The 21,946-nt window shown below is 48.5% G+C and carries 17 protein-coding genes, 2 tRNA genes and 3 rRNA genes; 19 read left to right on the top strand and 3 right to left on the bottom strand.

Annotated features, from left to right (window positions below; translation table 11 throughout):
- Positions 1-60: 60 nt before the first annotated feature.
- The 6 genes from N5E87_RS08185 to N5E87_RS08210 all read left to right on the top strand — a co-directional run bounded on the left by N5E87_RS08185 (position 61) and on the right by N5E87_RS08210 (position 6,819).
- Positions 61-912 (top strand): SDR family oxidoreductase, encoded by an 852-nt coding sequence (locus N5E87_RS08185; protein ID WP_086904647.1) that lies wholly within the window; start codon positions 61-63, stop codon positions 910-912.
- Between the two features lie 130 nt (positions 913-1,042).
- A complete protein-coding gene (locus N5E87_RS08190; RefSeq protein ID WP_126512945.1) occupies positions 1,043-1,666 on the top strand; it encodes a thiol:disulfide interchange protein DsbA/DsbL in 624 nt (207 codons plus the stop codon).
- A 439-nt stretch (positions 1,667-2,105) separates the two neighbouring features.
- Complete coding sequence (locus N5E87_RS08195; protein ID WP_011622295.1) at positions 2,106-2,372, top strand: DUF4212 domain-containing protein; 267 nt, start codon at positions 2,106-2,108, stop codon at positions 2,370-2,372.
- Between the two features lie 11 nt (positions 2,373-2,383).
- Positions 2,384-4,120, top strand: a complete 1,737-nt coding sequence (locus N5E87_RS08200; RefSeq protein ID WP_086904649.1) for a sodium:solute symporter family protein — start codon at positions 2,384-2,386, stop codon at positions 4,118-4,120.
- 156 nt (positions 4,121-4,276) lie between these two features.
- Positions 4,277-6,139 carry a DUF294 nucleotidyltransferase-like domain-containing protein gene (locus N5E87_RS08205; RefSeq protein ID WP_086904650.1) on the top strand — a complete coding sequence of 621 codons (1,863 nt, stop codon included), beginning with the start codon at positions 4,277-4,279 and terminating at the stop codon, positions 6,137-6,139.
- Positions 6,139-6,819 (top strand): exonuclease domain-containing protein, encoded by a 681-nt coding sequence (locus N5E87_RS08210; protein ID WP_279775254.1) that lies wholly within the window; start codon positions 6,139-6,141, stop codon positions 6,817-6,819. Before N5E87_RS08205 ends, N5E87_RS08210 begins: the two co-directional genes overlap by 1 nt.
- 168 nt (positions 6,820-6,987) lie before the next feature.
- On the opposite strand, the gene N5E87_RS08215 is transcribed toward N5E87_RS08210, so the two are convergent.
- Complete coding sequence (locus N5E87_RS08215; protein ID WP_086904652.1) at positions 6,988-7,413, bottom strand: MarR family transcriptional regulator; 426 nt, start codon at positions 7,411-7,413, stop codon at positions 6,988-6,990.
- Between the two features lie 229 nt (positions 7,414-7,642).
- Here N5E87_RS08215 and N5E87_RS08220 point away from each other — a divergent pair, with 229 nt between their 5' ends.
- Together N5E87_RS08220 and N5E87_RS08225 are read left to right on the top strand one after the other, a co-directional pair.
- Positions 7,643-8,638 carry an NADP-dependent oxidoreductase gene (locus N5E87_RS08220; protein WP_086904653.1) on the top strand — a complete coding sequence of 332 codons (996 nt, stop codon included), beginning with the start codon at positions 7,643-7,645 and terminating at the stop codon, positions 8,636-8,638.
- A gap of 536 nt (positions 8,639-9,174) precedes the next feature.
- Positions 9,175-9,774 (top strand): lecithin retinol acyltransferase family protein, encoded by a 600-nt coding sequence (locus N5E87_RS08225; RefSeq protein ID WP_086904654.1) that lies wholly within the window; start codon positions 9,175-9,177, stop codon positions 9,772-9,774.
- A gap of 42 nt (positions 9,775-9,816) precedes the next feature.
- On the opposite strand, the gene N5E87_RS08230 is transcribed toward N5E87_RS08225, so the two are convergent.
- Both N5E87_RS08230 and N5E87_RS08235 read right to left on the bottom strand, forming a co-directional pair.
- Entirely contained in the window at positions 9,817-10,881 is a 1,065-nt protein-coding gene (locus N5E87_RS08230; protein ID WP_086904655.1) for a ketoacyl-ACP synthase III, read from the bottom strand.
- Between the two features lie 92 nt (positions 10,882-10,973).
- Positions 10,974-11,645, bottom strand: a complete 672-nt coding sequence (locus tag N5E87_RS08235; protein ID WP_086904656.1) for a GntR family transcriptional regulator — start codon at positions 11,643-11,645, stop codon at positions 10,974-10,976.
- A 316-nt stretch (positions 11,646-11,961) separates the two neighbouring features.
- Between N5E87_RS08235 and gmhB the strand changes: the two genes are divergently transcribed.
- The 11 genes from gmhB to N5E87_RS08290 all read left to right on the top strand — a co-directional run bounded on the left by gmhB (position 11,962) and on the right by N5E87_RS08290 (position 21,911).
- A complete protein-coding gene (gene gmhB, locus N5E87_RS08240; protein WP_086904657.1) occupies positions 11,962-12,513 on the top strand; it encodes a D-glycero-beta-D-manno-heptose 1,7-bisphosphate 7-phosphatase in 552 nt (183 codons plus the stop codon).
- Between the two features lie 579 nt (positions 12,514-13,092).
- Positions 13,093-14,635, top strand: a 16S ribosomal RNA gene (locus N5E87_RS08245).
- Between the two features lie 162 nt (positions 14,636-14,797).
- Positions 14,798-14,874, top strand: a tRNA-Ile gene (locus N5E87_RS08250).
- Between the two features lie 137 nt (positions 14,875-15,011).
- Positions 15,012-15,087 (top strand) — tRNA-Ala (locus N5E87_RS08255).
- A 268-nt stretch (positions 15,088-15,355) separates the two neighbouring features.
- Positions 15,356-18,249 (top strand): 23S ribosomal RNA (locus N5E87_RS08260).
- A gap of 130 nt (positions 18,250-18,379) precedes the next feature.
- A 5S ribosomal RNA gene (gene rrf / locus N5E87_RS08265) occupies positions 18,380-18,495 on the top strand.
- Together the 16S, 23S and 5S rRNA genes with 2 tRNA genes alongside form the textbook arrangement of a ribosomal RNA operon.
- Before the next feature lie 374 nt (positions 18,496-18,869).
- On the top strand, positions 18,870-19,151 hold the full coding sequence (locus N5E87_RS08270) for an IS66 family insertion sequence element accessory protein TnpB (protein WP_216832056.1): 282 nt from the start codon (positions 18,870-18,872) through the stop codon (positions 19,149-19,151).
- Positions 19,151-19,501, top strand: a complete 351-nt coding sequence (tnpB, locus tag N5E87_RS08275; protein ID WP_216832057.1) for an IS66 family insertion sequence element accessory protein TnpB — start codon at positions 19,151-19,153, stop codon at positions 19,499-19,501. The genes N5E87_RS08270 and tnpB overlap by 1 nt, the downstream gene beginning before the upstream one ends.
- Before the next feature lie 21 nt (positions 19,502-19,522).
- On the top strand, positions 19,523-21,250 hold the full coding sequence (locus N5E87_RS08280; RefSeq protein ID WP_216832058.1) for an IS66 family transposase: 1,728 nt from the start codon (positions 19,523-19,525) through the stop codon (positions 21,248-21,250).
- 18 nt (positions 21,251-21,268) lie between these two features.
- Complete coding sequence (locus N5E87_RS08285) at positions 21,269-21,532, top strand: transposase (protein ID WP_014610306.1); 264 nt, start codon at positions 21,269-21,271, stop codon at positions 21,530-21,532.
- Between the two features lie 64 nt (positions 21,533-21,596).
- A complete protein-coding gene (locus N5E87_RS08290; protein WP_086904891.1) occupies positions 21,597-21,911 on the top strand; it encodes a TraR/DksA family transcriptional regulator in 315 nt (104 codons plus the stop codon).
- The last annotated feature ends 35 nt before the right edge of the window (positions 21,912-21,946 follow it).

A 21,946-nucleotide genomic window follows, 5' to 3' on the forward strand; every position in this document is an offset into this window, starting at 1 on the left:
CCCGCCACCTGAGTTCCGTATGCTATTGGCCGAAATACCTTGGGGTGTCGATCAAAGGAAATGGAGTTGAGTGTGGCAGATCAAAAAAGTGTTGCGGTTGTCGGTTGTGGTTGGTTTGGCTTTGCCCTTGCGAAACACTTAGTGCAAGCGGGTTACCGAGTCACTGGCGCTAAACGCCGCACGGAGGAGTTAGCGCCTCTCTCAGAGGCGGGGATCCATGGGTTCCAACTGCAACTCGGGGATGACGCTGACGTTCTCCCCGACGCGCAAGCTTTAAAGGACTTCTTTCAGACAGACTTTCTTGTCGTCAATATTCCTCCGCGCCTCAAACATGGCAATACCGCCTATCTTCAAGAATTACAGCAGTTAATTGCGTTAACCCAAGGCTGGCACTATCAAGGCATAGTGTTTATCAGCACCACGGGCGTTTATCCTTCCCTCGACCAATCTATGACCGAAGCTGACGCACAGGCTGAATCGGCTTCATCACAGGTGTTATTGGATGCCGAAGATTTATTTGCTCGCCAACCGAATAGCTGCATCGTACGTTTTGCTGGCTTGGTTGGACCCAAACGTCATCCAGGGCGCTTCTTTGCCGGTAAAACCGATGTGGCGGGTGGCAATGTTGCGGTCAATCTGGTGCATTTGCAGGACTGCGTTGCGGCGGTGAGCTTGATTATTGATGCAAAGGCAAAGGGGGAAAAGGTCGCTGCTGTCTATAATCTTTGCGCGCCAGAGCATCCTTCGCGAAGCGAATTTTATGTGGCCGCCGCCGAGTCGTTGGGATTAGCGGCGCCGCAATTTAATGGGCAGTTACAACCCAGCAAAATCATTCTAGGTGATGCGATAGTCCGCGAGCTTGGGTTTGAGTATCAGTTTGCTTCACCCCTTGCGATGCTGGTGGCCTGTTAGTGGGTGATTTAGCGCCTATTGTTAACAAATGTTTAAGAACCTTGGCCATCTTTTGAGGTATCTTAATGGCCTGTGCGTGTTGCAAACGACTTACAATTCAATGATGCAGTCACTAATAAGAAGAGAAAATATGAAAAGCCTAACTAATTTTGTTCGACCTTTGGCGGCGCTGGCCTGTGGATTGGTGTTAAGTGCTAGCTTTGCGCTGCAGGCGGCGAGTTTTGAAGAAGGGAAGGATTACGTCACTGTTGCTGGGATCAGCGAAGCACAAAAGCCTGTGCTGCGTGAGTTCTTCTCCTATAACTGCCCACATTGCTACAAGCAGGAACCCTTTATCGCTTCCACGGTAAAACTCTTAGGCAAAGATGTGGCCTTCGAGCGTACGCCGGTGGGTGCGGGGCGTCCGGCATGGGAGCTGAGTCAATTAGCCTATTTTGTCGCGCAAAAGCTGAAAATGACCAAGCAAGTGCACGAAGCGATTTTTAAACAAATCCATGAAAAGGGTGAACAATTTACTCGCCCTGAACAGGTCAAAGCCTTCTTTGTGGCGCAAGGCGCTAAGGCCGATGATGTCGATGCGGCGATGAACTCTGTCGATGCGAAGTTTTCCGTGATGAATTACGACTCTCAAGCGGAATTATCGGGCATTAAAGGCGTGCCTTCTTTATTAGTCAATGGCCGCTATTTAGTGACCTCTAAGGTACACACTCCTGAAGAATTAGCCGAGCTAGTAAAATTCTTAGCCGCCAAATAATAAGCTTGAACTTGCGTCTATGCTGGCGCTCATTTATTTGTTTCCCATAACCCAGCGATGCTGGGTTATTTTTTGCCTTTTTACTGATAATTCTTAGCGGAAATCCTGAGATTTCTGACGGCAATTCATCTCTCTGCAGTACGATATTTTATTTATTTCACAGCCAGTTACTGTTACTCATCTACCTCATCTTGCCGTCCTACTAGCATGGCATTTGTGCCGTTTCTAGCCTTAGGATCTTCGACATTGGTCTAAGCTGCTCAAAAAATAACTTTTGCATTAAAATGTAAAATCATTGTTAACTTTATGATTTTAAATACTATTCAATTTTTTCTGGTGTGAGGCACTTCTCAAATTAGACTAAGGTCTTGATTGTGGTCACTCCAGCTGTTGCTAGATTTAACAAGACTTAAAAATAAAACAGCACAGGGGAGTCGCTATGGCATTTGAAAACAACGATAAAGCAAAAGGTTACTGGAATGAGAATTTACGTCTTGTTTTAGGCCTATTGGCTATTTGGGCCGCAGTCTCGTTCGGATGTGGCATTCTATTGGTTGATGTACTCAATGAAATCCATTTCATGGGCTTCAAGTTAGGTTTCTGGTTTGCCCAACAGGGATCTATGTATGTCTTTGTTGCGCTTATTTTTGTCTACGCGGCAAAAGCCAACGCCTTAGATAAAAAATATAACGTACAAGAAGACTAAGGAGAACGGAAATGGGTGTACAAGGATTAACTTATCTGATTGTGGGGCTGTCGTTCGCGCTCTACATTGGGATCGCGATTTGGTCCCGCGCGGGTTCGACTAAAGAGTTCTATGTCGCGGGTGGCGGTGTTCACCCTGTAGTGAACGGTATGGCAACGGCAGCCGACTGGATGTCCGCGGCATCCTTTATTTCGTTAGCGGGTATTGTTTCTTTCGTCGGTTATGACGGCAGTGTGTACCTGATGGGCTGGACGGGCGGTTATGTATTATTAGCCCTGTGTATGGCGCCGTATTTACGTAAGTTTGGTAAGTTCACTGTGCCTGATTTCGTGGGTGAGCGTTATTACTCCCAAGCGGCGCGTACGGTAGCGGTTATTTGCGCTATCTTCATCTGCTTTACATACATCGCTGGTCAAATGCGCGGTGTGGGCGTGGTATTCTCGCGCTTCCTCGAAGTGGATGTGGACACTGGCGTGTATATCGGTATGGCCGTAGTGTTCTTCTACGCTGTGCTCGGCGGTATGAAAGGGATTACCTATACTCAGGTTGCCCAATACTGCGTGCTGATCTTCGCATTTATGGTGCCTGCGATTTTCTTATCTGTGATGATGACGGGTCATATCATTCCTCAAATTGGTTTCGGCGCTGAATTACTCGATGCTGCCGGCAATAATTCTGGGGTTTACCTGCTCGAGAAGCTGAACAATTTATCTGCGGATCTAGGCTTTGCACCTTACACCGATGGCTCTAAGAGCATGATCGACGTGTTCTGTATTACCGGTGCTTTGATGGTTGGTACTGCGGGCTTACCCCACGTTATCGTGCGTTTCTTCACTGTACCTAAAGTGAAAGATGCACGTGTATCTGCCGGTTGGGCGCTGGTATTTATCGCCATCATGTACACCACAGTTCCTGCATTAGCGGCATTCTCTCGCGTTAATATGATTGAGACCATTAACGGCCCTGATCAAAAGGGTGTTGCCTATGAGTCTGCGCCAGATTGGATCAAAAACTGGGAAAAAACCGGCCTGATCAAATGGGATGACAAAAACGGCGACGGCAAAATCTACTATGCCAAAGGCAAAATGGAAGATGCTGCTAGCCCTAACGAAATGAAGATCGACAACGATATCATCGTATTAGCAACGCCAGAAATCGCGAATCTGCCAGCTTGGGTTATCGCACTGGTGGCAGCGGGTGGTTTAGCGGCAGCGTTATCTACCTCTGCGGGTCTGTTACTGGTTATCTCGACTTCAGTGTCACACGATTTACTGAAGAAGAACCTGATGCCAAATATCTCTGACAAGAAAGAGCTGATGTACGCTCGACTGGCGGCTGGTATTGGTATCGTGATTGCGGGTTACTTCGGGATTAACCCTCCAGGATTCGTGGCAGCGGTAGTGGCATTCGCCTTCGGTCTGGCGGCATCCTCTCTGTTCCCTGCCATCATCATGGGGATTTTCTCTAAGACGATGAATAAAGAAGGTGCAATCGCAGGTATGGTGATCGGTCTACTGTTCACTGCTGCTTACATCATCTACTTCAAGTTTGTGAACCCAACGGCTAACGTGTCGGCGAACTGGTTCCTCGGTATTTCGCCAGAAGGTATCGGTATGGTTGGTATGGTGGTGAACTTTGCGGTAGCGGCTATCGTCTGTAAAGTAACCGCCGCGGCACCTGCCCATGTACAAGATATGGTTGAATCTATCCGTTTCCCTAAAGGGGCGGGAGAAGCGAGCAGCCATTAATCTCTGCAGGATTTAGCTAAGTAAGATAAAAGGACGCATTGGCGTCCTTTTGTTTTTATGGCGTCAGCGCAAGCTTAAGGCTGACTTTAGTCGTATATGGCCCAACAATTGTGCGCGCTATAGTGGAATAAAATTCACCTAAAATAAGGTGTTGCTATGAACGCCAGCGAATTACAACCCGTTGTGCAGTTTTTAACATCCACAGCCCCCTTCGATACGCTACCCAACGAGATTATCTTACGTTGCGCTAAGGCTGTGACCGTTGGTTATTACAGTAAAGCCTCGGGGTTTGTGAAATTTGATGCCGATACGCCGAAATTGTATCTGGTGCGCAGCGGCGCCTTTGAGGTGCGCGATCCCGAAGGAGTGTTAGTGGACAGGGTCGCCGAAGGTGAGTTTTTTGGCTTTTCGACGCTGTTGTCTGGGGAGAAGGTGGTTAACCGGGTCGCTATTCTCGAAGACAGTTTGGTGTATCACCTTCCGCAGGCATTGTTCGATCAACTGCGAAGCGAGAGTCGACACTTCGATAAATTTTTTACCCGCGCCTTTGCCAAGCGGTTACGTCACGAGGCGCGGTTTAAGGCGAAAGATCTGACGACAACCAGTCGAATCAGTACCTTAATGTCATCTTCGCCCATTATGATCGACGCCCACGCCAGTGTGACGCAAGCCGCGCTCTTGATGCGCAACTCACGGGTTTCGTCCTTATTGGTCACGGACAATCATAAGTTGGTGGGGATTTTAACGGATAAAGATCTGCGTAATCGGGTGCTCGCTGCAGGGCTCGATGGTCGCATCGCCGTGCATCAAGCCATGACCACATCGCCGATTTCGATTTCATCCAATGCGTTGATTTTCGAGGCGATGTTATTGATGAGTGAGCATAACATTCATCACTTGCCGATCATTGATGAACAAAATACCGAGGAAGTAAAAGCCATTGGTATGGTGACCAGTACTGACATTTTGCGCGGTCAAGGTTCGCAGCCTTTGCTGCTGATTGGTGAAATCGAGCGGCAGCGGGATCTCGCCAGCCTCATTAGTGTCAGTAAACAAATCCCCTTGTTATTGCAAAATTTAATCAGTGCCGATGCAAGGGCAGAGGAGATCGGTCGGGTACTGACCTCGGTCACCGATGCGTTAACGCGGCGCTTGATTGTGCTCAATCAGCAAATTCTCGGTGAGGCGCCGATGGCGTTTTGCTGGCTAGCCTTTGGCTCACAAGGACGACAAGACCAAGCCGCCTGTTCGGATCAAGATAACGGCTTGCTGGTGGCCGAGGAAATGGATGATTATGCCAAAGGCTATTTTGATGCCTTGACCCATGCGGTTTGCGCGGGGCTGGATCAATGCGGTTATGCTTTTTGTCCCGGTAATATCATGGCGCAAAACCCCCAGTGGCGGATGTCGCTCAAAGCATGGCAACAGGTCTTTGAAAAGTGGGTGGTCACGCCTGAGCCTAAAGCATTGATGCATGCGAGTATTTTTTTCGATATGCGCTCCGTGTTTGGCCCGCAATCGCTGTTCGACGCCCTGCAGGATAAAGTGCTGGCACAAACCAAAGACAATGATATTTTCCTTGCGGGGATGACGGGCAATTCCCTCGTCGAGTCGCCGCCCTTAGGCTTTTTTCGAAAATTTGTGTTAGAGCGCGATGGCAGTGAGGTAAAAGGCATTGATTTAAAACATAAAGGAAATGCGTTAATCAACGATATCGCCCGCGTGTATGCGCTGTCGGCGGGGATTAAGGAAGTGAATACCGCCAAACGGATCCGCGCGCTGATGGACGCCAATATTCTCAATCGTAAGGATGCGCTTAACTTGGCCGACGCCCATGAATTTATTGCCCATATGCGTTTATCGAATCAAGGCTACCAACATACACAGGGGCTGAAGATCAGTAATTATTTGTTACCCGGCCATTTATCTTCTTTGGTGAGGCATCAACTGCGGGATGCTTTTAAAGTGGTCCATGATGCCCAGTCGGGGATGAAGATGAAATTTATGCGGAGCTTTTAATGGGGCCTTGGTGGGTGAACGCAAAGCTGCGCTGGCGTGCGTTACGCTGTCAGCATCAGCTATTTAAGGATTATTACCAATCCTTAGTGCCACTGTTGGAGTTACCCATTAGCCGGGCGCCCTTGATGGCGATGGATTTGGAAATGACAGGACTCGATCCCTTACAGGACCAAATCTTAAGTATTGGGCTGGTGCCGATTGAAAATGCGGCGATTCCCCTGATGGGCGCACAGCAAAAACTGGTGCAAATTCAAGGCAGTGTGGGGCAGAGTGCGACAATTCATGGGATACTCGATAATCATTTAACCGAGGCGGTGACCATTGAAGAGGCGATGGCATGGTTTGTGGCGCAAACCCGTGGTCATGTGTTGGTTGCGCACCATTCCCCCCTTGATTGCCGTTTCTTACAGCAAGATATCTTGTCGATTTATCATCAAGGGATTGTACTGCCTGCGATTGATACCTTGCTGCTGGAAAAACACCGTTTGCTACGCGAACACTCAGTGCTTAAAGAAGGCAGCTTGAGGCTTGGGGCATGCCGTGAACGATATGGATTGCCGATATATGGCGCCCACAGTGCCCTGACTGACGCACTGGCCTGCGGCGAACTGTTGTTGGCACAGGTGGCAAGTATGGGGGGCGCAGAGGAGTTAAAGGTGGGTGAATTACTGGCTTACTAACGCTAAACGATGTGTTAGCGCCCTCGCTGCAGCATGATTGTCTCTGCGCCTAAATCCCTTTGTCTGACTTTCTTGAGCTTAATATCTAAACTTGATGCATGTCGTGAGAATTGAGTGCTAACAAAAGGTAGCTTTAGAAAGCGTGCTAAAGAACGCTAATTCTGCAGGTTAGTCTTTCGATAAATCGGCTTCTAATTCAAGACATAAGCGACGCAATTCCTCGATACGCTCGGCATTCATCTTAGAGCGAGCCACCAATTTCTCGGTGAGCTGAGTCGCTTCCTCCTGTAATTGTCTGCCCTTGTCTGTGAGGGAAATAACCTTTTTACGTTCATCCAACTCAGATAAGTTACGGGTGAGTAAGCCCTTTGATTCCAAGCGTTTAACGATTGGGGTCAAGGTGCTGGGATCTAAACGCGTGTCGTTAGATAACTCTTTGAGACTGACATCGTTCACGTACCAGAGTGAGTGCATAACTATGTACTGAGGGTAGGTGAGATCATATTCGTCAAGGATAGGACGAAAGGCTCGCACTAATGAGTTGGTCGCCGAATAGAGTGCAAAGCACACGTTGTCTGATAATTTTTGAGCCATACCGCTTACCCAGGATGAACAATGAAGGTCGATGTTAACAAATTCTATGTTGCAAAAATAGTTTGTGTGCAAAATATTTTTAGGCGTAACAGTTGATTTGTGCGTCACTTGTGGGTAGTTTATTGGCAAACAGTTTGTGCACAAACTATTTGCAAGCTAATAAGTTTAGTTCATTGTCGAAATATCACTCCCTGTTTGCAGAGTGTCCGACGTAATAGAGGTTAAGTACATGATAAGCAGTCAAATTCATTTAGCATCACGCCCTATTGGTATGCCTACTCTGGCAAATTTTAAACAGGTCGAGGTGACATTGCCCGCCTTAAAAGCTGGAGAAGTGCTGGTTAAAAACACTTGGATGTCAGTCGATCCCTATATGCGTGGCCGTATGATGGACAAGGATTCCTACATTCCCCCCTTCCAGATTGATGCGGTTATGGACGGTGGAGCCATAGGTGAAGTCATTGAATCACTCAATCCGAAATTCCCCGTGGGGTCAAAAGTGAGCAATGTCAGTGGCTGGCGCAGCGCCTTTATCAGTGATGGGCAGGATCTCACCTTATTACCTGCGGCGAATATTCCTGAGCACTACTTTTTAGGTGTGCTTGGCATGCCCGGATTAACCGCTTGGGTGGGTTTAATGACAATTGCGAAATTAACCCCTAAAGATACCGTATTTGTTTCAGCGGCATCGGGCGCGGTGGGCATGGTTGTCTGTCAAATCGCTAAGCTTAACGGCTGTAAAGTAATTGCTTCGGTTGGCTCGGATGAAAAGGCTGAATTAGTGAAAAGTCTGGGTGTGGATGCGGTGATTAACTATAAAAAAGTCACTGATTTAACTCAGGCTTTGCGTGACGCGGCGCCCGATGGCATTGATGTGTATTTTGAGAATGTCGGCGGCGCTCACCTTGAAGCTGCATTGAATGTGCTGAACGAATATGGTCGTATTTCTGTATGTGGGATGATTGCCGATTATAACGCGCAGACGCCAGTCCCAGGTCCAAGCAATCTCTTAGCCATCATCACCAAAAAGTTAACCATACAGGGCTTTATTGTGATGGATTACTTCGACCAGTTTGAAGAATTCATCGCTCAAATGGCGCAGTGGCTGCAGGCGGGTAAAGTGAAATCGCAAGAAACGGTTTACCAAGGTTTAGAGCAAGCACCAGAGGCGTTTATCGGCCTGTTCGAAGGTAAAAACAAAGGCAAAATGCTAGTTAAACTCTAATCTTGCAGTACTTTTACGACTTAGTATCAAGGTGCAATCCGATGTACCTTGATGTCGTGGGCTATGCCAAATGTGAGTCATGCCAAGTGATGCTGCGGCGGAAGGCAATTGCTGTCGTAAATAAAGTCACCGTTTGAGCTGAAGCCTGTTTTTACAAAGGCTTCAGTTTTCTTTTTTCTTTCACAATCAAGCCGACAGAGTTTGTGCTCTGGCTAGTGATTTCAGCTTTAATTCACGCTTATCCCACTACACTGCAACATCGCAGTCCTAGAAGCTCAATGCCCCGTTAAAAGGTAAGTTACCCATGTCATGCTTGGGGACCTTTGCGGGAAACTTGGCAATTCAGTGGAACTGTACTTCACTCTTATTATTAAGAATTCAAAGGCTAAGGCGTACTTACACTAGGATGGATTTAACGAACACTAGGTTTAAAGAAAGGTGAGGGTCAGAAGGAGGCGCAAACGCCATCCGACTTTCGTGACCTACTATCTATTAACGACGGATTTTACAGGTAACTGATGCCATAAGGGGATAGGATGCCATTACCGTTACTTTGGCTAGGCAGCGCGGCTATGGGGGCGTTATTGCTCGCCGATGAACGTGAAAAGCGCCAGCAGCTTGAGCGTGACCGTTTATTAGGTAAGGCGCCACGGCAAACGACGGGCAACCAAGCCATGATTGCTGCGCCAAGTCAGTGGCAAAAGGGCTTTAAACAAGTCTCGCCGCAGCCTGGCAGTATCGTCTGCTGCTATGTGTTTGGGGTCATTGAACATACGGGCATTTGGTTGGCAGATGATTGCCTCGTTGAGTTACATGGTTCCGGGCTGATACGGGCGGTATCGGTAAAGCGCTTTTTAGCGGGGCGTACTGGTAGCCAAGTCTATATTGCCTGCAATCATCAACATCAACCACTGATTGCCAGTGATATGGTGAGCCGCGCCGAGCGGGCCATTTATCAATACCGTGAATATGATTTGTTCGACAACAACTGCCATCGATTCGTCTGGTCATGCTTGTGTGGTGAAGAGGTTGCCATAAAAAGCTTTAACGAATTAAATCAAAAACTCGCGGGCTATTTTAAGCAGGGGATTTACTGGGATGAAATGCGTCGCGTACCTAAAGAGATAAAAATGTAAAAGGCCATCCGAAGATGGCCTTTTATCCGTGTTCGGGATTAATTACTTACAGAAATAATCCACAGCACGTTTAACCAGCTCAATGCCACTCAACTCGCAAGGTGGCAGCTGGGCATCACTCACTTGAACCGGTGTTACGCGTTCGCCCCATTGCAATAACAGAGCTGCTGAGGTTAACCCCGCACCGAAAGCACAAGATAGAATGGTTTGGTTTGGCTTAATTAACCCTTTTTCCAACGCATCGCAGATAGCGATAGGGATAGTGGCCGCGGAGGTGTTGCCATAGTTAGCGATGTTCACGAAGGCTTTTTCTTTAGGGATCTTCATGCGGCTAACGAGGGTGTCGATAATGCGCTCGTTCGCTTGGTGTGGGATCACTAAATCGACTTCATCCTTATCGACGCCACATTTCTCCAGCACTTGATTGCTTAACTTATTCATACCATTAATGGCACGTTTAAAGATTTCTTGGCCATCGAATTGAATATAAAAATCTAAGGACTCGGCGGAGAATCTATCCATCGCAGTACCAAAACCGGCTTTTAGGATATCGCGACCTTCAGGATCGTTATTCAGCTCATAACCTAACACACCGCCCGGAACATCGGTCGCTTCCACGACAACAGCGCCCGCGCCATCACCAAACAACACTGCGGTTTCACGGCGTGACCAATCGAGGTAGAAAGATAAACGTTCGGCACCGACTACTAGTACTTTTTTGCACTGACCACTCTTGATCTGTGAGCTGGCTAAGCCTAAGCCATACAAAAAGCCACTGCATGCCGCGTTGATATCGAAGGCTGCGCAACTTGCACCAATATTCGCCTGGACTGTGGAGGCAATATTAGGGATCAAGGTATCTGGGCTGGCGCTGGCTAAAATGATCATATCAATTTCGCTGCCGTCAATGCCCGCCGCTGCAAGGGCGCGTTTAGCGGCAACCGATGCTAACTCAGAGGTATTCACATGGCTGATATGACGCTGGCTGATCCCGGTACGGCTTTTAATCCATTCATCGGAAGTTTCGATAAAAGTGGCAAGATCATCGTTAGTCAAAGTGGCGGGAGGAACACATTTTCCCCAGCCAGTGATAGTGGCGTACTGCATGGTGTTTTCTCTCAAATAAAAAAGGCAGAACCTGAAGTGCTGCCTCAAATCGACAACAAAGCTTATCGGTATAACGAATGACAGTCCGTGATCTAGACCACCTGTTTGGCGACGAGATCCCGAATTGTCATTGCGGCATGCAAAATATGATGTCGCAGCAACGCCGTGGCTTTCTCTGTTTCTCTTTGTTTGCAATAGTTGAGCAGTTCGCGGTGCTCGTGCTCTGCTGCGGGAATGCCTCCTGCGAGCAGCAATTGCAAGCGGATATATCTATCGCAGTTAGTATTGAGGCCGTGGACAACCTCTAGCGTATGTGGACGATTGGCGGCTTGATATAAACAGGTATGAAACTGTGTATTTAGCTCGCTCCAACTGGCGACGGCATCTTCATGTTTAAAGGCCGATTCCAATTGCTCCAATACGCGTTCTGCTTTTATTAAATCGTCTTCTTGAAGTCGTGGTATGGCTTTGGCGAGCAGATCGGTCTCGATCATGGCGCGTAATTCAAAAAGCTCAGTCACTTGTTCAACGGATAATTCGGTCGCGGTCGCCCCTTTATGGGGTTCGAACTTCACAAGCCCCTCCGCCTCAAGTTGTAGTAAGGCTTCTCTCACGGGAATGCGGCTTACATGTAAGGCTTCGGCTAAGGCGCTTTGTCTGAGTGGTTCCCCTGCGGCTATATCACCCGAAAGAATTTTCTCTCTCAGCACTTCTACAACTAATTGGGTGCGGGTTTTATGGACTATAGGCGTAGTTCGACTCATTATGACCGTCTATTTTTAGGTGTTTTATTGTTATCCGTGCAAGATTACCGTTAAAAACAGCACAAATAAAGGGAAAAGCTCGATTGAATAGCGCATCCCTTGGGCCTAAAAAAGCATTATCGGGCGATTTTATCGGCGAAATGCATCGGGATAAGTACGATTTAATACGGTTTTACGCACGCGTTAGTCGAGATAAGCCGGAACTTGTTCAAACTGCGTCATGTCGCTGACAACTTCGCGGTGCAATTTCTTGCAATGGATGGAATAATAGGGAAATTACGCATTAAGCGCCGTTTTTAGTGAGTGGAGTAGTACTGTGGGTACAGTCAATCGAGCCGTATTTTTAGACCGTGATGGTGTGATCAACAAAGATCATGGTTATGTGCATCAGGTGGATGACTTTGAATATATAGAAGGGGTGTTTGAAGCCTGCCTCGCCTTAAAGCAAATGGGATACAAATTGGTGGTGGTCACCAATCAGTCGGGGATTGCCCGTGGTATGTATAGTGAAGATCAATTCCACAGTCTCACCGAATGGATGGATTGGAACTTTGCCGATAAAGGTGTCGACCTCGATGGCATCTATTATTGCCCGCACCATAATGAAAAAGGTCTCGGTGAATATAAAGTCGATTGCGATTGCCGCAAGCCAAAACCTGGCATGTTACTCGATGCGGCAAAATTCCTGAAAATCGATTTGTCGCAGTCGGTCATGGTGGGCGATAAAGCAGACGATATGCTTGCGGCCAAAGCGGCAGGGGTCCCGACACGTATCCTCGTCCGTACTGGTAAAGCAATCGCTGATGATAGCGAGGCGTCTGTAGTGCTCGATAGCATTGCCGATGTGCCGGGATTTTTAAAGAAGTAGCTTATCTTGCTATTTAAAGTGTGTATCAATCGATTTGAACGGTGAGATTGAGCTCGAACCGAGAGTTTAACAACAAAAAGTGCAGTATTTACTTTATCGTTTTGCTGTGTGACCGGTGCTAATGGTGTCATTAGGGCGATAGAGATAGCCAAAGTGATGGAAGTTACAGCAAATTAGGCGCTAAAACCGATGTTTGGTTTAAAAATTGCGCACTCACATCGCTTTTTCTCATTATTTTGTCGAAAGGGGTTGCGGTAAAATCTGACATCCCTATAATGCGCATCCACTGGCCCAGCGGGGTCAACGGTGAAAGCCAAAAGCGTTAAACGCTCAAGGCAAATAACCATGCTCTTTAACAATTTATCAAGCAAATCTGTGTGGACACTCACAGGTGTTGAGTTAATCGAAATTACTCTGCCGTTTGGCGAGTAATCAAAATTTAAATCAATGAATGAGTGTTCATAGCAATATGTACATACAGTAATGTATGAATTGAGACGCGATGTTTCTTAGTGAGCAAAGCAAATCAAAACAGTAGAATTCATTGAGTCGTTTAACGCGAGTTAAACAAAAAACTTTTAATTGAAGAGTTTGATCATGGCTCAGATTGAACGCTGGCGGCAGGCCTAACACATGCAAGTCGAGCGGCAGCACAAGGGAGTTTACTCCTGAGGTGGCGAGCGGCGGACGGGTGAGTAATGCCTAGGGATCTGCCCAGTCGAGGGGGATAACAGTTGGAAACGACTGCTAATACCGCATACGCCCTACGGGGGAAAGAGGGGGACTTTCGGGCCTCTCGCGATTGGATGAACCTAGGTGGGATTAGCTAGTTGGTGAGGTAATGGCTCACCAAGGCGACGATCCCTAGCTGTTCTGAGAGGATGATCAGCCACACTGGGACTGAGACACGGCCCAGACTCCTACGGGAGGCAGCAGTGGGGAATATTGCACAATGGGGGAAACCCTGATGCAGCCATGCCGCGTGTGTGAAGAAGGCCTTCGGGTTGTAAAGCACTTTCAGTAGGGAGGAAAGGTTGTAAGTTAATACCTTGCAGCTGTGACGTTACCTACAGAAGAAGGACCGGCTAACTCCGTGCCAGCAGCCGCGGTAATACGGAGGGTCCAAGCGTTAATCGGAATTACTGGGCGTAAAGCGTGCGCAGGCGGTTTGTTAAGCGAGATGTGAAAGCCCCGGGCTCAACCTGGGAATTGCATTTCGAACTGGCAAACTAGAGTCTTGTAGAGGGGGGTAGAATTCCAGGTGTAGCGGTGAAATGCGTAGAGATCTGGAGGAATACCGGTGGCGAAGGCGGCCCCCTGGACAAAGACTGACGCTCAGGCACGAAAGCGTGGGGAGCAAACAGGATTAGATACCCTGGTAGTCCACGCCGTAAACGATGTCTACTCGGAGTTTGGTGTCTTGAACACTGGGCTCTCAAGCTAACGCATTAAGTAGACCGCCTGGGGAGTACGGCCGCAAGGTTAAAACTCAAATGAATTGACGGGGGCCCGCACAAGCGGTGGAGCATGTGGTTTAATTCGATGCAACGCGAAGAACCTTACCTACTCTTGACATCCAGAGAATTCGCTAGAGATAGCTTAGTGCCTTCGGGAACTCTGAGACAGGTGCTGCATGGCTGTCGTCAGCTCGTGTTGTGAAATGTTGGGTTAAGTCCCGCAACGAGCGCAACCCCTATCCTTATTTGCCAGCACGTAATGGTGGGAACTCTAGGGAGACTGCCGGTGATAAACCGGAGGAAGGTGGGGACGACGTCAAGTCATCATGGCCCTTACGAGTAGGGCTACACACGTGCTACAATGGCGAGTACAGAGGGTTGCAAAGCCGCGAGGTGGAGCTAATCTCACAAAGCTCGTCGTAGTCCGGATTGGAGTCTGCAACTCGACTCCATGAAGTCGGAATCGCTAGTAATCGTGGATCAGAATGCCACGGTGAATACGTTCCCGGGCCTTGTACACACCGCCCGTCACACCATGGGAGTGGGCTGCAAAAGAAGTGGGTAGCTTAACCTTCGGGAGGGCGCTCACCACTTTGTGGTTCATGACTGGGGTGAAGTCGTAACAAGGTAGCCCTAGGGGAACCTGGGGCTGGATCACCTCCTTACCTATACGACTAACTCGATGTTTGTTGAGTGTTCACACAGATTTGCTTGATAGAAGATAGAGTAAAAGATGGGTCTGTAGCTCAGCTGGTTAGCACCCCAATCCCTTCATAAAGAGTAGGGTAAGGTCGGTGGTTCTAGATGAACTTAGATTTATCAAAGATGGGTCTGTAGCTCAGCTGGTTAGAGCGCACCCCTGATAAGGGTGAGGTCGGTGGTTCAAGTCCACTCTGACCCACCAATCCTTCCTTCTCAGCGTTGGAAAGTGACTCGTTTAGTGAACTAAACGTCGCCACTGTCCGCCTTGATAAGAAATGATTGGCAAACCAATCCTTTTAGAGGTTTGGAACATCTTATTTACTCGCACTGCATGTAAATGGGGCTATAGCTCAGCTGGGAGAGCGCCTGCCTTGCACGCAGGAGGTCTGCGGTTCGATCCCGCATAGCTCCACCATTTACTGTATTATGGTTAGAGATGCCAAAGATAAACTGAAAAATTATCTTTGGCTTTTTTAAGCCCGCTCTTTAACAATTTGGAAAGCTGATAGTAATTAACGCAATGATGTCTGTCGTTGTGTTAATACGAAAAAATTGAGTTCTTAAAACACTTTTTAAGTGTCTTGAATATTCAAGTCTAAGGCGAGTCCATCTTCTTGGTCGAAGATGAGACAAGTAAAACCAGCTGGTCGCAACAACTCAAGTGAAACTCATTTGGGTTGTATGGTTAAGCGACTAAGCGTATACGGTGGATGCCTTGGCAGTCAGAGGCGATGAAGGACGTAGTAACTTGCGAAAAGCGTTGGCGAGCTAGTAACAAGCATTTGAGCTAACGATGTCCGAATGGGGGAACCCAGCAGCATAAGCTGTTATCACTACATGAATACATAGTGTAGTGAGGCAAACGAGGGGAACTGAAACATCTAAGTACCCTTAGGAAAAGAAATCAACCGAGATTCCCCTAGTAGCGGCGAGCGAACGGGGATTAGCCCTTAAGTCAGAGGGGTGTTAGTGGAATGGTCTGGAAAGTCCAGCGGCACAGGGTGATAGCCCCGTACACGAAAACTAACCTTTGATGAAAACGAGTAAGGCGGGACACGTGATATCCTGTTTGAATATGGGGGGACCATCCTCCAAGGCTAAATACTCCTGACTGACCGATAGTGAACCAGTACCGTGAGGGAAAGGCGAAAAGAACCCCTGTGAGGGGAGTGAAATAGAACCTGAAACCGTATACGTACAAGCAGTGGGAGCGGTTCTTGAGACCGTGACTGCGTACCTTTTGTATAATGGGTCAGCGACTTACGTTTTGTAGCGAGGTTAAGCGAATAGCGGAGCCGTAGGGAAACCGAGTGTTAACTGCGCGTTTAGTTGCAAGGCGTAGACCCGAAACCCGGTGATCTAGCCATGGGCAGGTTGAAGGTTGAGTAACATCAACTGGAGGACCGAACCGACTAATGTTGAAAAATTAGCGGATGACTTGTGGCTGGGGGTGAAAGGCCAATCAAACCGGGAGATATCTGGTTCTCCTCGAAAGCTATTTAGGTAGCGCCTCGGACGAACACCTTTGGGGGTAGAGCACTGTTAAGGCTAGGGGGTCATCCCGACTTACCAACCCTTTGCAAACTCCGAATACCAAAGAGTGCTATCCGGGAGACAGACGGCGGGTGCTAACGTCCGTCGTCAAAAGGGAAACAACCCAGACCGTCAGCTAAGGTCCCAAAGTGTATGTTAAGTGGGAAACGATGTGGGAAGGCTTAGACAGCTAGGATGTTGGCTTAGAAGCAGCCATCATTTAAAGAAAGCGTAATAGCTCACTAGTCGAGTCGGCCTGCGCGGAAGATGTAACGGGGCTAAACATACCACCGAAGCTACGGGTGCAATCCATTAGGGTTGCGCGGTAGAGGAGCGTTCTGTAAGCCGTTGAAGGTGAAGGGGTAACCCACGCTGGAGGTATCAGAAGTGCGAATGCTGACATGAGTAACGATAAAGGGGGTGAAAAACCCCCTCGCCGAAAGACCAAGGGTTCCTGTCCAACGTTAATCGGGGCAGGGTGAGTCGACCCCTAAGGCGAGGCCGAAAGGCGTAGTCGATGGGAAACAGATTAATATTTCTGTACTTCCGCTAACTGCGATGGAGAGACGGAGAAGGCTAGGCTAGCGCGGCGTTGGTAGTCCGCGTTTAAGGTGGTAGGTGGAACGCTTAGGCAAATCCGGGCGTTCTTAACACTGAGAGCTGATGACGAGTCCCCAAGGGGATGAAGTAGTTGATGCCATGCTTCCAGGAAAATCTTCTAAGCTTCAGGTTAGCGGGAATCGTACCCCAAACCGACACAGGTGGTCGGGTAGAGAATACCAAGGCGCTTGAGAGAACTCGGCTGAAGGAACTAGGCAAAATGGTACCGTAACTTCGGGAGAAGGTACGCTGCTGTTGGTGATGGGACTTGCTCCCTAAGCTGACGGCAGTCGCAGATACCAGGTGGCTGCAACTGTTTATCAAAAACACAGCACTGTGCAAAATCGCAAGATGACGTATACGGTGTGACGCCTGCCCGGTGCCGGAAGGTTAATTGATTGGGTTATCGCAAGAGAAGCTCATGATCGAAGCCCCGGTAAACGGCGGCCGTAACTATAACGGTCCTAAGGTAGCGAAATTCCTTGTCGGGTAAGTTCCGACCTGCACGAATGGCGTAATGATGGCCACGCTGTCTCCAGCCGAGACTCAGTGAAGTTGAAATTGCGGTGAAGATGCCGTATACCCGCGGCTAGACGGAAAGACCCCGTGAACCTTTACTATAGCTTGGCACTGAACATTGACCCTACATGTGTAGGATAGGTGGGAGACTTTGAAGCGGGAACGCTAGTTCTCGTGGAGTCGTCCTTGAAATACCACCCTTGTAGTGTTGATGTTCTAACTTGGGCCCCTAATCGGGGTTAAGGACAGTGCCTGGTGGGTAGTTTGACTGGGGCGGTCTCCTCCCAAAGAGTAACGGAGGAGCACGAAGGTTGGCTAAGTACGGTCGGACATCGTACGGTTAGTGCAATGGCATAAGCCAGCTTAACTGCGAGACAGACACGTCGAGCAGGTACGAAAGTAGGTCATAGTGATCCGGTGGTTCTGAATGGAAGGGCCATCGCTCAACGGATAAAAGGTACTCCGGGGATAACAGGCTGATACCGCCCAAGAGTTCATATCGACGGCGGTGTTTGGCACCTCGATGTCGGCTCATCACATCCTGGGGCTGAAGTCGGTCCCAAGGGTATGGCTGTTCGCCATTTAAAGTGGTACGCGAGCTGGGTTCAGAACGTCGTGAGACAGTTCGGTCCCTATCTGCCGTGGGCGTTGGATGATTGAGGGGAGTTGCTCCTAGTACGAGAGGACCGGAGTGAACGAACCGCTGGTGTTCGGGTTGTCATGCCAATGGCATTGCCCGGTAGCTATGTTCGGAATCGATAACCGCTGAAAGCATCTAAGCGGGAAGCGAGCCCCAAGATGAGTCATCCCTTGGACTTTAAGTCCACTAAAGAGCCGTTCGAGACTAGGACGTTGATAGGTCAGGTGTGTAAGCGTTGTGAGGTGTTGAGCTAACTGATACTAATGACTCGAGAGGCTTAACCATACAACCCAGATGGGTTTTACTAAGTAATCCTTAGACGAATACAAACACTTAAGAAGTGCAACTCAATCCAGCTTTCCGAATTCATTTACTGCCTGCATGAGATAAGACGGGTAAGTAAATAGCAAATTTGCTTGGTGACAATAGCATTGTGGTCCCACCTGATCCCATCCCGAACTCAGAAGTGAAACGCAATCGCGCCGATGGTAGTGTGGGGTCTCCCCATGTGAGAGTAGGTCATCGCCAAGCGCCTAATTAAACGATAAAGCCAGCTGAATAAGCTGGCTTTTTTGTTTTTGCTGTTTCCAATTTCCACCTGTTAACTCTTTATATTCCCACTTCACTCACGGTTCAGCTTGGTTTCCCCTAACCATTTAGGCAAATAATATCAGGCCAGTAAAGAATCCACCTTCTGAAGAAGGTGGCTTTGTTTTAACCCCCTAAAAGGGTAACACCTATCACTTAAGGTGTTTAGAGCGAACAGGGTAGCGAGTTTTATTGATACGAACGGTCCTTGCTTTGGGCCGTTTTCTTTTTTGGGGCGTAAGCGTCCATTTTAGGACGTCCTATTCCCACTTAAGATCGCGCGATAAGCTGTGCACTCATCATAACAGGAGAGTGATATGGCAAAGCGAGCTTACCGCAATGCTGCACAGTGGCAGCAATTAATCGACTTATGGCACACATCAGAGCTGAGCATCACTGAATTTTGTCAAACCCATCAACTCAGTACCATGTCATTTTATAAATGGCGGCAACGCTTGGCTGAGCAAACTGAACAAGCGCCTGTGCACCAGGATACACCGTTTATCGATTTATCCGCGCTTGCACATCACGGTAACACCCGCTGGCATATCGTCTTGTCACTGGGTAATGGCGTTGAACTCACGCTTAACCAGCAATAATGTTTATCCCTGCTGCCAACCAAAAAATCTGGCTGTGCACCACACCCGTGGATATGCGTAAATCCTTTAACGGTTTAAGTGCCCTGGTGCGCAATAAACTTTGCCATAATCCACAAAGCGGCCAGTACTTTGTGTTTATCAATGCCCGCAAAACCCAGATGAAGGTGTTGTACTTCGAAAGCTCAGGCTATTGTGTCTGGGCTAAGCGCCTCGAGCAAGGCCAGTTTCCGGTGAAACCGCATCCGAGTGGGATCCAATCGCTCACCGGTTGCACCCTGCAAATGATCGTTGACGGAATTACCGTACTTCGCCAGAAACAAGCGAAGCGCTATGGGCAGTCAAGCGCTTGATAAGCCTGTATAATTGGCATCATGAAAATCAAGCCTTCATCCTCATCAAACGTGGCAACTGATGCCGATACACGGGTTAATTTAACCAGTGAAATCGCGCGCCTGCAAGCTTTGGTTGAAGCGCTACAGCAAAAAGACACCTTAGCGCAAGCCCATGCTGAATTGGCACAAAAGCATGCTGCCTTATCACAAAAACACAGTGTACTTGAGCAAAACTGGGATGAGCTGCAAGCGCAGTATGCCAAAATGACACAGTCCTTCGCGGGCATTAAGCAGCGCTTAGCCTGGTTTGAGAAGCAGTTGTTTGGTCAGAAGTCAGAAAAGCGCGCCTTGGAATTGGGTATGCAGTTAAGCTTACTGGGCGATATGGTGCCAGCACTGGCCCAACCCGAAGGTGAAACCGAATATACCACCTACACCCGCAGAAAAGGCAAACAGCGCCCGGATGATTGCGTTAATGACAGTGGTTTGCGATTTAACGATAACGTACCGGTGAAAGTGATTACGCTGATACCAGACGAGTTAAAAGGGGAAGATGCCGACCAGTATGAAGTGATTGGCGTAAAAAGCACCTTCCGCTTAGCACAGCGCCCAGAGAGCTTCGACGTGCTGCGTTATGACCGGCAAATCGTTAAACACAAAGGCAGCGACACTATCCTGCCAAGCGCAGCGCCGTTTAATGTGCTGGATAAAAGCGTGGCGGATGTGAGTTTTATCGTCGGCATGTTGGTGGATAAATTCCAATACCACTTGCCGCTGTATCGCCAACACCAGCGCTTAGCCGCAGCGGGCATTACTTTAAGCCGCAGCACACTGGGCACCATCGTGGCACGCGGTATTGATTTACTCTATCCGATTGTGGATGCGATGCTGACCAGCATCTTACAAAGCCAGGTGCTGGCAATGGACGAGACGCCGATTAAAGCAGGCAAAGCGGGCCCGGGCAAAATGAAGCAAAGTTACTTCTGGCCGGTGTATGGTGATAAGGATGAAATTGTTTTTACCTTCTCCACCAGCCGCGGGCGGCAACATATAGAAGAGATATTAAAACATCGCTTTAAAGGGACTTTATTAAGCGATGGCTACAGCGCCTATGCCAGTTATATCAAAGCGAATGAGGGCTTAACCCATGCCCAGTGCTGGGTGCACAGTCGCCGGCAATTTATTGCAGCCGAAAACAGCTGGCCACAACCGGCCAAAGAAGCGATAAGCCTAATCGCCAAGCTGTATGAGATAGAAGAGACTATCCAACGCCAAAAACTGACCGATGATAAAAAGCGCCAATACCGGCTTACCCACAGCAAACCGGTGGTTGACCGCTTCTTTACGTGGTGTGATGACACCTTGCATAACCTGACGCTGCTGCCAAAAGACCCCCTCTACAAAGCGATTGGCTATGTACAAAGCAAAGAAATGGCACTGCGTGTCTTCTTAGAAGACCCCGATGTGCCGCTGGATACAAACCATCTGGAGCGGGCGCTTCGGCCCATACCCATGGGGAGAAAAAATTGGTTGTTCTGTTGGACAGAAATCGGTGCAGAGCATGTTGGCGTTATCCAAAGCCTGATAGTCACTTGTCGATTGCATGATATCAATGTAAACGATTATCTGACCGATGTACTGCTACGTATCAGCCAACACCCTGCCAGCCTGGTACATGAACTGACGCCACGGTATTGGAAAACCCAGTTCGCCGATAATCCACTGCGTTCAGACCTCTTTGCTTTACCCGCCACTTCGGTAGAATAGCCTCCAGACGGAGGCGATATGCGCATAGAAGACCTAACCTTAGACGAATTACATGACCTGAACGAGCTCATCTGCAAGCGGATAGACTACTTACGTTTGCAAAACGACATCAATGTTCTAAGCCAGCTACGTTTAGGCCAAAAAGTCCACTTCAAGGCCAAAGAAGGCCAAGTGTTCGGCGTGGTTATCAAAATCAACAAGAAATCAGTGATGGTGGTCAGCGATGATAACCGCCAGTGGAAAATCCCACCAGGTCTGGTGCAGATCATGAAAGACATCTAGCCAGGATGCTTGGCCGAAATCTATAAGGCGTCAATACGTCCTAAAATGGACGCTTACGCCGCAAATGCCATTTCAGGAATTTAAAAGTCGCCTGCTAGCCCGAAAATTAGAATTGGAGCGCCAGGTCGCTGCCATTGAGCGCGACTTTGCGCAAGGTCGCAGTGCTGACTTTGCCGAACAGGCAACCGAACGCGAGAATGATGAAGTATTAAGCGCTATCGAACAAAAAGATCGGCAAGAGCTGGCACAAATCAACAGAGCGCTTGGCCGAATGGAACTCGGCACTTACGATAAATGTGCCCAGTGTGGCGAGGCCATTAAATTGGCACGTCTTACCACTATCCCCTTTACTGAGCTTTGTATTCGCTGCGCCAAGTAGCCACCGGGCCGGCAAAACCGGCCCTGTTTTAACCA

The sequence above is a fragment of the Shewanella sp. GD03713 genome (assembly GCF_029843705.1).
Lineage (GTDB): Bacteria > Pseudomonadota > Gammaproteobacteria > Enterobacterales > Shewanellaceae > Shewanella.

What these genes read in the sequence shown, in the direction of transcription:
- N5E87_RS08230 (WP_086904655.1), bottom strand. Translation starts at nt 10,881, where the DNA reads ATGCAGTACGCCACTATCACTGGCTGGGGAAAATGTGTTCCTCCCGCC.
- N5E87_RS08225 (WP_086904654.1), top strand. Translation starts at nt 9,175, where the DNA reads ATGCCATTACCGTTACTTTGGCTAGGCAGCGCGGCTATGGGGGCGTTA.
- N5E87_RS08290 (WP_086904891.1), top strand. Translation starts at nt 21,597, where the DNA reads ATGCCATTTCAGGAATTTAAAAGTCGCCTGCTAGCCCGAAAATTAGAA.
- N5E87_RS08200 (WP_086904649.1), top strand. Translation starts at nt 2,384, where the DNA reads ATGGGTGTACAAGGATTAACTTATCTGATTGTGGGGCTGTCGTTCGCG.
- N5E87_RS08215 (WP_086904652.1), bottom strand. Translation starts at nt 7,413, where the DNA reads ATGGCTCAAAAATTATCAGACAACGTGTGCTTTGCACTCTATTCGGCG.
- N5E87_RS08270 (WP_216832056.1), top strand. Translation starts at nt 18,870, where the DNA reads ATGGCAAAGCGAGCTTACCGCAATGCTGCACAGTGGCAGCAATTAATC.
- N5E87_RS08185 (WP_086904647.1), top strand. Translation starts at nt 61, where the DNA reads ATGGAGTTGAGTGTGGCAGATCAAAAAAGTGTTGCGGTTGTCGGTTGT.
- N5E87_RS08285 (WP_014610306.1), top strand. Translation starts at nt 21,269, where the DNA reads ATGCGCATAGAAGACCTAACCTTAGACGAATTACATGACCTGAACGAG.
- N5E87_RS08205 (WP_086904650.1), top strand. Translation starts at nt 4,277, where the DNA reads ATGAACGCCAGCGAATTACAACCCGTTGTGCAGTTTTTAACATCCACA.
- N5E87_RS08195 (WP_011622295.1), top strand. Translation starts at nt 2,106, where the DNA reads ATGGCATTTGAAAACAACGATAAAGCAAAAGGTTACTGGAATGAGAAT.
- tnpB (WP_216832057.1), top strand. Translation starts at nt 19,151, where the DNA reads ATGTTTATCCCTGCTGCCAACCAAAAAATCTGGCTGTGCACCACACCC.
- N5E87_RS08220 (WP_086904653.1), top strand. Translation starts at nt 7,643, where the DNA reads ATGATAAGCAGTCAAATTCATTTAGCATCACGCCCTATTGGTATGCCT.
- N5E87_RS08235 (WP_086904656.1), bottom strand. Translation starts at nt 11,645, where the DNA reads ATGAGTCGAACTACGCCTATAGTCCATAAAACCCGCACCCAATTAGTT.
- N5E87_RS08210 (WP_279775254.1), top strand. Translation starts at nt 6,139, where the DNA reads ATGGGGCCTTGGTGGGTGAACGCAAAGCTGCGCTGGCGTGCGTTACGC.
- N5E87_RS08190 (WP_126512945.1), top strand. Translation starts at nt 1,043, where the DNA reads ATGAAAAGCCTAACTAATTTTGTTCGACCTTTGGCGGCGCTGGCCTGT.
- N5E87_RS08280 (WP_216832058.1), top strand. Translation starts at nt 19,523, where the DNA reads ATGAAAATCAAGCCTTCATCCTCATCAAACGTGGCAACTGATGCCGAT.